Origin of the sequence: Chloracidobacterium sp. D (assembly GCF_018304685.1) — a bacterium.
GTDB classification, from domain to species: Bacteria; Acidobacteriota; Blastocatellia; order Chloracidobacteriales; family Chloracidobacteriaceae; genus Chloracidobacterium; species Chloracidobacterium thermophilum.
Window position 1 is genome coordinate 462,319 of the sequence record NZ_CP072635.1, and the last position, 11,806, is coordinate 474,124.

Genomic DNA, 11,806 nt, shown 5'->3' on the forward strand with positions numbered 1-11,806 from the left:
CATTCCCACCGTGGAGGAAAGGCCGTCATGAAGTGTCCGGCTTGTGGCTTTGAAAACCTGCCTGGCGCAGAAACCTGTGAGGCCTGTGGCTCTGACCTCACCGCCGTGGAGATGGATGAGCCGGAGCTTCCGATTCAGCAGCCCCTGGCCGAAGACACCATTGACCGTCTCTTTCCCTATCCGGCCATTACGGTCGAGGTGGGCGCTTCGATTGGGGCCACCCTGCGCGCCATGCAGGAAAAGCGGTTTGGCTGCGCGATGATCGTCCGTGGCGGGAAGCTGGTCGGCATCGTGACCGAGCGCGACATGCTCTACAAGGTTGCCAATCGCATCACCGAGCTGGACGCCACGCCGGTGGATACCATCATGACGCCCAACCCCGGCGTTGTGCGGCATGGCGATACCCTGGCCAAGACGCTCAATCTCATGGCGATGCACAAGTACCGCCACGTGCCGATTGTGGACGACGAGGACAAGCCCATCGGTTTCCTCTCCTCGAAGGGCATTTTCAAGTACCTCTGCCAGCACGCTCTGCCCAAGGCCTAGGCGGCAAGACGGCGGGTTGCCGCTCCAGCGGCGCTTGCCGGACATCAGGCGGGCGGCACTGTGGTTTCGGGAAGTGGCGGCTTCTCCTCGGCGACGAGAACAGCATACAGGCTGGGCAGAGCCAGCAGCGTCAGAATCAGGGCCGAAAAGAGACCGCCCACGACGACGGTCGCCAGCGGACGCTGGACATCCGAGGAGCCGATTCCGACGGCGCGCGCTGCCGGAATCATCCCCAGCAGCGCCACGATGAGCATCATCAGCACCGGCCGCATCTGCTGACAGGCGCCGGTGAAAATGGCGTCCCGTACGGACAGCCTCTCAACTTCACGCAGGCGGTTGATTTCCGACACGATGAGCACGCCGCTCATCACCGCGACGCCAAACAGGGAAATGAAACCAACGGCGGCCGAAACGCTCAGGTTGATATTGCGCAGCCACAGGGCCACCAGCCCGCCGACGAGCGCAAAGGGAACGCTAGCCAGCACGATGCAGGCATCCCGCGCCCGGCCGAACGTCAGAAACAGCAGCCCGAAAATGATGGCCAGTGTCACCGGCAGCACGATGGTCAGCCGCGCCCGCGCGCGGGTGAGGTTCTCGAACTGTCCGCCCCACTCGACGGCGTAGCCTTCAGGCAGGTTGACCTGGGCGGCTACAGCCTGCTGGGCTTCGCGGACGAAGCCGCCCTGGTCACGTCCCCGGATGTTGGTGCGCACCGTCACCTGGCGCTGGTTTTCACGCCGGGCAATGATGCTGGCCCCTTCCACGACGGCAATTTCAGCAAGTTGCGACAGGGGAATGCGCCCGCCATCGGCCGTCGGCACCAGAAGCTTGCCAATCGTGGCCGCACTGGCGCGGGCTTCCGGCGTGTAGCGGACGACGATGTCAAACCGCCGCTCGCCCTCAAACACCACGCCCACCGGCCGGCCGCCGATGGCCAGCTCGATGAGGTCCTGTACATCAGCCACGTTGATGCCGTAGCGCGCCACTTCTTCCCGGTTGACGCGCAGCCGCAGTTGCGGCTGGTCGGCTTCCTGTTCAATGGAGCTGTCAGCCGCGCCCGGAATCTGCCGGACAATGGCCAGGGTTTGTTTGGCCAGCTCCCGCAACTGCTTCAGATCGGGGCCGCGCAGAATAATGGCCAGGTCGGCACTCGATCCGGTGGCCATTTCGGTCGAGGTGTCAATGATGGGCTGGGTGAAGTTGAAGGTCGCTCCGGGAATGCTGGCTTCCAACCGGCGTGACATCTCGGCCACGAGTTGGGCCTTGGTGCGTCCGGTCGTCCAGCTTTCGTAAGGGTGCAGGTTGACCAGCAGTTCGTTGCGGTTGGGACCGAAGGGGTCGGTGCCGTCGTCATTGCGCCCACTCTGGGAGATGACGCCGGAAACCTCTGGAAATTCCCGAATCAGCGCACGGATGCGATTGGCCGTGCGAGCCGATTCCGTCAGGGAAATGCCAGGCGGCAGGTTGGCGCGAATCCAGATGACGCCTTCATCGAGCTGCGGCAGGAACTCCGTCCCAAGGCGCAGCCCGATGCCAAGTCCAACCAGCACGATGGCGCCGGCAGCCCCCACGGTGAGCCAGGGGCGCGCCAGGGTGACTTCCAGCGCGGCGGCATAGCCCTGCCGCAGCCACCGGACAACCGGGTTTTCCCACGTCCGCACGCTGCGCGTCAGCCAGTAGCTGGCCAGCACCGGCGTCAGCGTCAGGGACAGCACGAGTGACCCAAGCAGCGCACTGCACACGGTAAACGCCATAGGGCCAAACAACCGGTACTCGACACGCTCCATGGTGAACAGCGGCAGGTAGGCGGAAATCAGAATGACCATGGAGAAAAACACCGGCCGCTCGATGTCGAGCGCCGCCCGCCGGACGGTTTCAAACACACTTCGCCGGGAATGCCGGTCATCCGCCAGCCGGTGCACGATGTGCTCCACCATGACCAGCGTGCCGTCCACGATGATGCCGAAATCGAGCGCCCCCAGACTCAACAGATTGGCAGGAATGCCGGCCAGCTTCAGACAGACAAAGGCAAACAGCAGCGACAGCGGGATGGTGATAGCCGTCAGCAGCGCCGCCCGCACGTCGCCCAGGAAGAAAAACAGCACGAGCGTAACGACGATAAGCCCTTCAATGAGTGTCCGCGAGACGGTACGCAGGGTGTTGGAAACCAGTTCCCCCCGGTCATAGACGGTCACGAGGCGGACACCCTGCGGGGCAAGCTGGGTGTTGAGTTCGGCAATGGCTTCCTTGAGCGCGGCCAGTGTGTCGCTTGGATTTTCCCACCGGCGCAACAGCACAATGCCCTCGACGCCGCCGGATACGTCGTCGTAGCCAAAAATGCCGGTTTGCAGTGCCGGGGCCACGCTCACCTGGGCCACATCGCGGACAAACAGGGGAACGCCGTCAAAGGCCCCGATGACGATGCGTTCGATGTCCTGCCGGGAGCGAACCAGCCCGACGCCACGCACGACCAGGCTCTGCTGCTGATTGTCCACGATGCCACCGCCGGCATTGCGGTTGTTGGCGCTGATGGCATCGGCCACCTGCTTGGCCGTGAGGGCAAATTTTTCCAGCTTCAGTGGGTCAAGTTCCACGCGGTAGGTCTTGACCAGCCCGCCAAAGGTGGCCACATCCGCCACGCCCGGCACCTGGAGCAGGCGCGGCAGCACCACCCAGTCCTGAAGCTCGCGCAGCTTCATTTCCGGGATGCCGTCGCCGTCAAGCCGGTAGCGGTACATTTCGCCAATGCCCGACGTCAGCGGCCCCAGTCCCGGCTGTACGCCTTCCGGCAGTTCGGCATCCCGCAGCCGTTCGAGCACAAGCTGCCGGGCGAAGTAATCATCCACGCCGTCGTCAAAGGTCAGCTCGACGACGGACAGCCCGAAGATCGTCCGGGAACGGCGGCCGATGACCTTGGGCGTGTTGTTCAGGGCGCGTTCGATGGGAATGGTGACCTGCTGCTCGACTTCTTCTTCTTCAGCGGCATTGCCGGGAAACTGGGTGATGACGACGACACCCGTATCGGAAATGTCCGGGTATGCCTCGACCTTGAGGTTCTGAAACGCCCAGACGCCGGCGCCGATGAGCAGCAGGGCTGCGGCCAGGACAGCGGCGCGGTAGCGCAGTGCCAGATTTGGAAGTTCAATCATGGTTGCCCTCGCTTCAATTGCGGTACAGCAGCATCGTTCCCCCGACCACCACCCGTTCTTCCGGCCGGAGACCTTCGAGCACGGCGACCCGCTCGCCAAGCGCCACGCCCACCCGCACGGGACGCCAGTCAAACCTGCCCGCTTCCCGTTCAACAAAGACACCGGTGACACCTTCCCGTTCAACAACCGCCGCTTTCGGAATCACCGGCAGCGGCGTCGGGGCGTCAGAGAGCCGGAGACGGGCGAACATGTCCGGGCGCAGCCGCTGCACGCCGGAAGTGAGTTCCACAATGACCCGCGCCGTCCGGGTCTGCGGATCAATCGTGTCGGCAATGCGGATGACCCGCCCGGTGAAACGTTCGTTGGGAAAAGCCGTCAGTTCGACTTCGACGTTTTCACCCACCTCCACAAGGTAGAGGTTGGCTTCCGGGACGTTGGCCGTGACGACCAGCCGACTCAGGTCGGCGATGGTCATCAGCGACACGGACGTATCGGTACGGTACTCGCCGGGAACCACGGCGAGTTCAAGGACCTTGCCGTTGAGCGGGGCGCGGACGGTAATGCGCTGTTCGCGTCCGCTGTCATCCAGCCCAAGGGTTTCGAGCCGCCGCCGCACCTGTTCCCGGCCGGCTTCGGCCTGCGCCACGACGGCGCGGGCCTGCTCAACCGCTGCGCGGGACTGCACCACAACGTTGTCCGCCGCCAGAACTTCCTTCTGGGCAATGGCCCGGTGTTCGTAGAGGTCTTTGGCGCGTTCGGCATCCTGCTCGGCTTTGGCCAGCGCCGCTTCGGCCTGCGCCAGACCAGCCCGGGCCTGTACGAGGTTGGCTTCGGCCTGCCGCAGCGCCCCGATGGCTTCTGCCACGTCCGGGCTTTCCAGCGTCACCAGCGGTTGGCCGGCCCGGACAGCATCGCCTACCCGGACACGCACTTCCGTAATGCGTCCGGGCAGTGGCAGCATGATGCGCGCAATGCGGTTGGGATCGAGTTCGACCTTGCCGGGTGCGATGACTTCATCACGCGGCACACGTTCGACGGTCACGGATTCAACCCGGATTTCCTGTTTCCAGTCGTCTTTCCGGGCCGGATTGACCGGCGCTTCCGTCGGTTTCTGGCAGCCGATGGCCAGACTCATGACGAAGCCAGCCAGGGCCAGCCGACCGGCGTGGGTTTTCAAGACATCTCTCATGGCGTTCCCTGAGCGGTCAGGTTGTCCAGCGTAAAACGCAGCCGCGCATATTCGGCGCGGGCATCAATGTAGCCCTGCATCGTTTCGTTGTAGGTCCGCTGGGCGTCCAGAAATTCAACGAAACTGGCTTCACCCCGGCGGTAGGCGTATTCGGTCACGTTGAGAACATCGCGGGCCTGTTCGAGCAGGCCGCTCTCGAAACTCAGCAGGACGGTGTTGGCGGCCCGGCACTGGGCATACGTGGCTTCAAGTTGGGCGCGAATTTCCCGTTCGAGGGCCGCAATGCGCAGTTCGGACTGGCGGATTTCGGCCTGCGCCCGGGCAATCCCGCCCTGATTGCGGTCATAGATGGTCAGCGGCAGGGACAGGAACAGTCCCAGCGAGTTGCCCGTTCCGGCCAGACCCTGCTGGCGGCGGTATTCCACGCCGACGGTGTACTCGATTTTGCCCTGGGCAATCTGGAGTTTGAGATCGGCCAGCGTCCGCGCCTGCTCGGCGCGCAGCGCACGCAGGTCGGGGCGCAGATCAATCGCGCGGGACAGCAGCGGGGAAAGCCCCGGCGGAAGGTCATCCCGGCGCATGTCCCCGACGGCCTCGAAGGTATCCAGCGCCTCGGCCCGCCCCATCAGGGCCTGAAGCCGGTTTTGCGCCACGCGCCAGCGGGTTTCCGCCTGAATGACCGCCTGGTTGAGCTGGATGGCGGAAACGCGCGTCCGTACCAGTTCAATCGGGGACAGATCGCCGGCCCGCACCCGGGCGGCATTGATGGCGACGAGTTCTTCAAAGGTCTGCTGGTTGGCGCGCGCCAGTTGCAGGCTTTCTTTGGCGGCCTGAAGTTCGACAAACGCCTGCTGGACTTCAAGTGTGAGCTGGCGCAAAGCGTCTTACAGGCGAAATTCGGCTGCTGCCCGGGCCTGTTCAGCGACGGCGATCCGGGCGCGGCGCTTGCTTGGGCGTTCCAGCGGCCAGTCCACACGCGCCGCATATTCTGGCGGGCCGGCATTGTTGATGGCGTCGTAGCCCGTGCCGAGTACATCCAGGTGGTCTCCACCCAGACTCAGCACTGGATTGGGACACAGCCGGGCCGCGATGACTTCAGCTTCCGCCCGTGGAATTTCGTAGCGTTCAGCCAGAATGCTGAGGTTGCGTTGCAGGGCTTCGGCGACGGCCTGTTCGACGGTGATCGCCATCGGGTTGGGCGTCTGGGCCGAAGCGCCAACGGTCAGCCACAGCAGGGCCAGAACGGTGACACACCATACGTGCATCCGAACACCAGGCATGGACAGCTTTGTACTCCAGAAGGGTGTGGGTTGGTGTCCCCGCAGGATGAGGTAAGTTATCGTGGAAGACGAACAATTGACGTGGCTAAACAAACAGCCTGTCTTTTCCCGACCAAGGCTGTCCGGTCAGTCCATTTCGCCGACGCCAGCGGCCGGTTGGACGACCCACATCCGGGCCGTGCCGCCGGTGTGTTGGGCATAGGCCCGTGGGACTTCACGCAAAAAGGCATCCAGGGCTTCCGGCGCGACGAGGTTGACCGTACAGCCACCAAACCCGCCGCCGGTCAGCCGCGCACCGTAACAGCCGGGAATCTGCCGGGCGGCCGCCACCAGCGCATCGAGTTCCGGGCAACTCACGGCATAGTCTTCCGAAAGTGACCGGTGGGAAGCCGTCAGCAACGCCCCGGCCTGGGTCCAGTCGCTGGCGCGCAGCGCCTGGGCAAATGCCGTGACCCGGCCGATCTCGGTCACGACATGCCGCACCCGTTGCAAGAGTGAATCCGAAAGCATCCCGGCCGCCTGCGCCAGTTCGGCTTCGGTGACATCCCGCAATGTTGTCCGGTCGGGAAACAGGCGCTGGAGAACACTGAGTGCAGCTTCGCATTCCTGCCGGCGTGTGTTGTATTCCGAAGCCGCCAACTGGTGCTTCACGCCGCTGTCGACCACCACGACGGCGCACTGGTTTGTGTCGAGCGGAATGAAGTCAAAAGCCAGGGAACGGCAGTCCAGCCAGACGGCATGCCCGGCGCGCCCGTGCGCCACCACGAACTGATCCATCAATCCGCAGCGCATTCCGACGAAATCGTGCTCGGCCGCCTGTCCGGCGCGGGCGAGTGCCAGACGGTCAACGGTGTGTCCGGCCAGAGTGAGCAGGGCAAAGCCGACGGCGACTTCCAACGCGGCCGAGGAAGACAGTCCCGCCCCGGTCGGGATGTCGCTTGTGATGAGCAGGTTCGCGCCGGTCAGGCGAAAACCGGCAGCTTCGAGGTGAAAGGCCGTTCCGGCAAGGTAATCACGCCACGTGCCGGTACGCCGGCCGGGGGCATCAAGGTCAAGAACGTCTGTTTCCCCCAGGTCGTGGGCGATGACGTGCAGTTGCCGGTCAGAACGGGGACTGGCCCAGACCCACAGGCGCAACCCGATTGCCATCGGCAGTACGATGCCCGCGTTGTAATCCACGTGTTCGCCGATGAGGTTGACCCGTCCGGGAGCTGAAAAACACCGGCCGCCGACGCCAAACTGCTGCCGGAAGGTTTCCGCCGGGGTTGCCATTCACAGTACCCGCTGGATGAGCGCCCCACCGTCCACGGTTAACACCTGGCCGGTCATGTAGGATGCCTTGTCGGAGGCCAGAAACAGCGCGGCAAAGCCGATGTCATCCGGTTCGCCAATGCGTGGAATGGGCTGGGTGGCTTTGAGGCGGCGCATCAGGTCTTCGTTCTTCCAATAGAACTCGCTGAAGTCGGTGCGAACAAGACCCGGTGCCAGCGCGTTGACCCGAACGCCGTGGGGGCTGAATTCCTGCGCCCAGTTGCGCGTCATCATGATAAGTCCGGCTTTGGTGAAGCTGTACAGCAGTCCCTGATACTGCGGCTGAATGCCGGAAATGGACACGACGTTGATGATGGAGCCGCCGGTGCCGCGCTCGATCATCTTGGGCACGGTCAGCCGGATGAGCCGCAGCACAGACTTCACGTTGACATCCACCATTTTGTCGAGCATTTCGTCGGTCACATCGAGCGACGGCCCTTGGCCAATGTTCGTCACGCTGTTGTTGACGAGAATATCCACCGGGCCGAAAACCCTTTCTGTTTCGGCCACGAGGTTTTCGATGTCTTCCTTGCGTCCGACATGGCAGCCGACGCAGTGGATGCGTCCGGGCATGTCGGACAGCTCGGCGGCTGTCGCCTGAAGCACTTCCAGCTTGCGGCTGGCAATGACGACATTGGCGCCGGCCGCGACAAAATGCTTCGTGATGGATTTACCGATACCGCGGCCGCCGCCGGTGACGATGGCAACCTTGCCGGCAAGTGAGATGTCATTCAGGGCCATGGTGCGTCAAACCTGTGTGTGGAGTGGAATGTCGCCAGTTTGCCGGGAACACGTGTGAAGCGCAATGCTGCCTGCGGGCTGGAAGTCCCTCTTTTAATGCCGGCTTGGAAGCCTGCGCTCCCGGTAATTGCCCCAGGGTCACATTGCCGTCCGTTGCCTTGCCGTTACGCTCCAGCGTGCACCGTTCGAGCCGGGCGGCAGCGCGCTCCAGCGCCCGGACGCCCGCCTGCCGGTTGTCTGCAATGCGGCTGTCATAGGCCCGGAGCTGGGCCTGCCCGGTAAGCCGGATGCCATCTCCGCCGTGTCCGATAATGTCACATTCAACGAGTTCCAGCCGGGCGCCATCGGTGGCGGCAAGACCATGGCCCGGACCGTCGTGCAGGCGGCTGCGGCGCAAAACAAGCCGCGTCTCCATCCCTTTCACGGCAACACCCTCGCCCGCCACAGCCGTCATCTGACTGTCCTCGATGGTAAGCGCGCCCCCATTGAGTTGTATGGCCGGAGCCTGATGGCTTTGCAGCGTCAGGCCGCGCACAACCTGCGCGCCGAGGCTCTGGCGCAGGCAGGGCGCATCATGTGAAGCAATAATGACGCTGCCAGCCGGACCATCGGCGACGAGTTCGATGTTTTTTGTCAGGAGGACAGTTTCGCGGTACACGCCGGGACGAATGAGAATGCGCGCGCCGGTCCGGGCTGACCGGATGGCTTCTGAAATTGTTGCAAAGTCGCCGCCTGCCGGGGCCACAATCGTCTCGTTCGGCAGCATTCGCCACATGTCTTTGCCTTCAAAATACCGAACGGTTAGCCAGATGCCGGCCAGCATCAGAAAACTGATGAGTCCGATAACCAGTAGCGCCAGGCGTCCCGTGTGGCGTCCGGGCGGGGAAGCGATGGACGCCACGGCAAACGGACGGAGGGACGGTGACGACGTACGTGCCGTGGTTTCCTGGGCGAGTTCTGCGGCGCAGGCGGTCAGTTCTTCGGCCATCTGCTGCGCAGTGGCGTACTGCCGGCGGCGGTCGCGTTCGAGCGCACGCGCGACGATATGCCGCAGTCGCGCCGGAAGCGTATGTGGAAGTGGGTCAGGATAGAGCGTCCGAATCGCCAGCAGCAGATCGTCTTGGTTCTGGTGCGGAAACGGCAGGTCTCCGCTCAGCAGCTCGAACAGCAGTATGCCGGCTGCCCAGATGTCGTCCTGGGGCGTCGGCGGCGCGTCGAGCGCATGGGGAGAGACATACGGCAGGATTTCCGCCGGACGCGGGCGGACCTGGCTGAAGCCGTAGCCCCGCAGCCGCACCTGTTCGCCGTCGAGCGCCATGTAGTTCGGGGCAAGTCGTCCGTGTACCTGCCCGTGTTCGTGCAACACCTGAAGCGCCGCCAGAAGCTGCCGGATGGTGTGGACAGCTTCTTCCGGCGTGAGCGGACGTGGACGTTCGGCCAGCGACACGGGCAGGTAGGGGCTGACGACGAACGTCAGCGCGTCCATGGTCACGACATCCAGCACAGGGAGCAGATGGGGATGCGTCGGCAGTTTGGCCAGCTCGAATGCCACGCGGGTCAACGGACTCGTCGCCGGTGTGTCCTGGAACACGTCAAGCCGGACGATAGCCTGATCCAACAGGCTTTGCCCGCGCCACGCGGCATCGCCCACATCGGCCGTCAGCGAGGCATCGAGGCGGTATTCACCGATGACCAGACCGGGGCGCAAAGGAGGCACATTGGCGGCAGGGTGCGGCATGGGGTGCCTGGAATGTTACCGACGCAGAAAGGCGGCGTAGTCTTCGTCGGTGTCAATGTCGCATGCGCCTTCAGGGAAGGGCAACGTCGTCACCTCGTGGCGGTATTCCTGCAGGTAGCGTCGGGCGCCGATGTCGCCATGCGCTTCCAGCAGCCGGTGACGCCAGACGTACCGGAACAGTACCGGCACGCCGGGCGTCCCGGCATAGTCGCAGGCGGCCGCCGTGGCTTCGGGATGGTCGCGGAGAGCGTCCTGAAGCCGGTGAAGCTGTGTGACCGACACCAGCGGTTGGTCCGGGGCGAGGACGAAGAAGGTGGCTTCCGGCGGCCGGTTCGGGGGAAGTGCTGCGACGCCACAGCGCAACGAAGCGCCCAACCCTTCTGCCCACTGCGGGTTGTCAATGAGTTGGACATCGGGGCCGCTGTCGGCGTCGGCGAGGTGGGCGCGGTAGCTTTCGGCATGGCCGCCAAGCACAACAAGGGTAGGCACGGCGTGAACTGCGCGCGCCAAGCGGATGGCGCGTTGCAGGAGGGATTCGCCGTCAATGGACAGCAGAAGCTTGGGGCGTCCGCCCATCCGCCGCGCCGCGCCACCGGCCAGCAGGATGGCGGCACTGGGAAACCGTCCGGGCGCGACGCTCATGGCGACAGGGAGGATGAGACTGGCAGGGGCGTGTGAATGGGTGCTTCGCGTTGGCGCAGAAACTGGCCGTTGCGCCGGTTGGCAACGGCCAGAATTTCAGCCACGATGGAGACCGCCACTTCCACGGGCGTTTCCGCGCCGAGGTCGAGACCAACCGGAAAGTGCCAGGCTTCAACAATTTCTGGAGCAACACGACAGCCTTCGTCCGCCAGTTCGGCCAGCATGCGTTCGGTGCGCCGCCGGGGACCCAGCAGGCCGACGTAGCGCGGTTGGACGGCGGCCAAACGGCGTACGATGGCTTTGTCGCTGGGGTAGTGATGGGTCATGACGACGACATGATCCTGCGCCCGCAGCGGGAGGTCATTGACCGTGGGCACCACGAGTACCTGCCGGGCGGTGGGGAAGCGTTCCGGCGTAGCCAGAGCGGGACGCCGGTCGGCCACAGTGACATACCAGCCGAGCCGGTCGGCGAGTTGTGCCAGGGGAAGTGCATCATCGCCAGCGCCCAGAATGGTCAGTTGGAGCGGCGCGGGCAGGAATTCGACAAAGGCTCTGAGGCTGCCGCGCGCAGTGGTGTAGGTCATCTGCCGGGAGCGGCGTTCAGACAGGCAGGTGCGCAGTTCGAAGTGGAGCTGCCGTATCCAGCCTGCCTGTTCAATCGGCGCACCGTTGGCTTCGGGGGTGTCGGCGGTATGCAGCAGCCGAAAGCCGGCGCGCCCGGCAAACTCACCTTCTGCCTGGAAAACATGTGCCAAGGCAGCATCTTCGCCGGTTGCGCGGGTCAGGGCCAGCAGGTCGAGAGGGTGATGGCTCTGGTTGGCGTGGAAAGGCTCGATGTAGATGAGGGTTTCGCCTTCACAGCCCAGCGCCGGCCCCCACGTCGTATCCGTAGCGACATCGTGCAGGTCATAGCTCACCAGTTGCGCTTTGCCGCTGGCCAGAATCGCCTGCGCCCGCTCGATGAGGTCCGGTTCAAGGCAGCCGCCACTGATGTTGCCAACCGTCTCGCCTGTTTCAGCGATGAGCATGCGCGCCCCGGGCCGCCGGTAGAACGAGCCGGTAACACTCACCACGGTGGCGAGCGCCAAGTGGCATGGAGCCGGGGAGGTGAAACGGCGAAGCGCCATCAGAAGCACATCGAGTTCAGACATCGTGGTATAAAAGGCTAAGGCTGATAAAGGCGGTTGTTCACCACTGGCTGAATGAACGG

At 64.1% G+C, this 11,806-nt stretch carries 9 protein-coding genes and 1 pseudogene; 1 reads left to right on the forward strand and 9 read right to left on the reverse strand.

Going from position 1 to position 11,806, the window contains the following annotated elements:
- Positions 1 to 27: 27 nt before the first annotated feature.
- On the forward strand, positions 28 to 546 hold the full coding sequence (locus J8C01_RS13100) for a CBS domain-containing protein (RefSeq protein ID WP_211433255.1): 519 nt from the start codon (positions 28 to 30) through the stop codon (positions 544 to 546).
- A 44-nt stretch (positions 547 to 590) separates the two neighbouring features.
- Here J8C01_RS13100 and J8C01_RS13105 read toward each other — a convergent pair whose 3' ends face one another.
- The 9 genes and pseudogenes from J8C01_RS13105 to J8C01_RS13145 form a co-directional block, all read right to left on the reverse strand.
- Positions 591 to 3,695, reverse strand: a complete 3,105-nt coding sequence (locus J8C01_RS13105; RefSeq protein WP_211433256.1) for an efflux RND transporter permease subunit — start codon at positions 3,693 to 3,695, stop codon at positions 591 to 593.
- Between the two features lie 13 nt (positions 3,696 to 3,708).
- Positions 3,709 to 4,884: an efflux RND transporter periplasmic adaptor subunit gene (locus J8C01_RS13110; RefSeq protein WP_211433257.1), complete on the reverse strand. Its 1,176-nt coding sequence runs from the start codon at positions 4,882 to 4,884 to the stop codon at positions 3,709 to 3,711.
- Positions 4,881 to 5,510, reverse strand: coding sequence for a TolC family protein (locus J8C01_RS13115; RefSeq protein ID WP_371821121.1), 630 nt, complete (start codon positions 5,508 to 5,510; stop codon positions 4,881 to 4,883). Before J8C01_RS13115 ends, J8C01_RS13110 begins: the two co-directional genes overlap by 4 nt.
- 6 nt (positions 5,511 to 5,516) lie before the next feature.
- Positions 5,517 to 6,164: pseudogene (locus tag J8C01_RS15435) on the reverse strand (TolC family protein); the annotation flags it as partial.
- A gap of 126 nt (positions 6,165 to 6,290) precedes the next feature.
- Positions 6,291 to 7,436 (reverse strand): galactokinase, encoded by a 1,146-nt coding sequence (gene galK, locus J8C01_RS13125; protein WP_211433260.1) that lies wholly within the window; start codon positions 7,434 to 7,436, stop codon positions 6,291 to 6,293.
- The gene (locus J8C01_RS13130) at positions 7,437 to 8,216 is read right to left on the reverse strand and encodes an SDR family NAD(P)-dependent oxidoreductase (protein WP_041569983.1); all 780 of its coding nucleotides are present in this window, start codon (positions 8,214 to 8,216) and stop codon (positions 7,437 to 7,439) included.
- Positions 8,203 to 9,954: a protein kinase domain-containing protein gene (locus J8C01_RS13135; protein ID WP_211433261.1), complete on the reverse strand. Its 1,752-nt coding sequence runs from the start codon at positions 9,952 to 9,954 to the stop codon at positions 8,203 to 8,205. Before J8C01_RS13135 ends, J8C01_RS13130 begins: the two co-directional genes overlap by 14 nt.
- A 15-nt stretch (positions 9,955 to 9,969) precedes the next feature.
- The gene (locus J8C01_RS13140; protein ID WP_211433262.1) at positions 9,970 to 10,596 is read right to left on the reverse strand and encodes a nucleotidyltransferase family protein; all 627 of its coding nucleotides are present in this window, start codon (positions 10,594 to 10,596) and stop codon (positions 9,970 to 9,972) included.
- Positions 10,593 to 11,747 carry an XdhC family protein gene (locus tag J8C01_RS13145; protein ID WP_211433263.1) on the reverse strand — a complete coding sequence of 385 codons (1,155 nt, stop codon included), beginning with the start codon at positions 11,745 to 11,747 and terminating at the stop codon, positions 10,593 to 10,595. The genes J8C01_RS13140 and J8C01_RS13145 overlap by 4 nt, the downstream gene beginning before the upstream one ends.
- Positions 11,748 to 11,806 lie beyond the last annotated feature (59 nt).

Coding starts and splice junctions, on each gene's coding strand:
- J8C01_RS13100 (WP_211433255.1), top strand. CDS start 28: ATGAAGTGTCCGGCTTGTGGCTTTGAAAACCTGCCTGGCGCAGAAACC.
- J8C01_RS13105 (WP_211433256.1), bottom strand. CDS start 3,695: ATGATTGAACTTCCAAATCTGGCACTGCGCTACCGCGCCGCTGTCCTG.
- J8C01_RS13110 (WP_211433257.1), bottom strand. CDS start 4,884: ATGAGAGATGTCTTGAAAACCCACGCCGGTCGGCTGGCCCTGGCTGGC.
- J8C01_RS13115 (WP_371821121.1), bottom strand. CDS start 5,510: ATGGGGCGGGCCGAGGCGCTGGATACCTTCGAGGCCGTCGGGGACATG.
- galK (WP_211433260.1), bottom strand. CDS start 7,436: ATGGCAACCCCGGCGGAAACCTTCCGGCAGCAGTTTGGCGTCGGCGGC.
- J8C01_RS13130 (WP_041569983.1), bottom strand. CDS start 8,216: ATGGCCCTGAATGACATCTCACTTGCCGGCAAGGTTGCCATCGTCACC.
- J8C01_RS13135 (WP_211433261.1), bottom strand. CDS start 9,954: ATGCCGCACCCTGCCGCCAATGTGCCTCCTTTGCGCCCCGGTCTGGTC.
- J8C01_RS13140 (WP_211433262.1), bottom strand. CDS start 10,596: ATGAGCGTCGCGCCCGGACGGTTTCCCAGTGCCGCCATCCTGCTGGCC.
- J8C01_RS13145 (WP_211433263.1), bottom strand. CDS start 11,747: ATGTCTGAACTCGATGTGCTTCTGATGGCGCTTCGCCGTTTCACCTCC.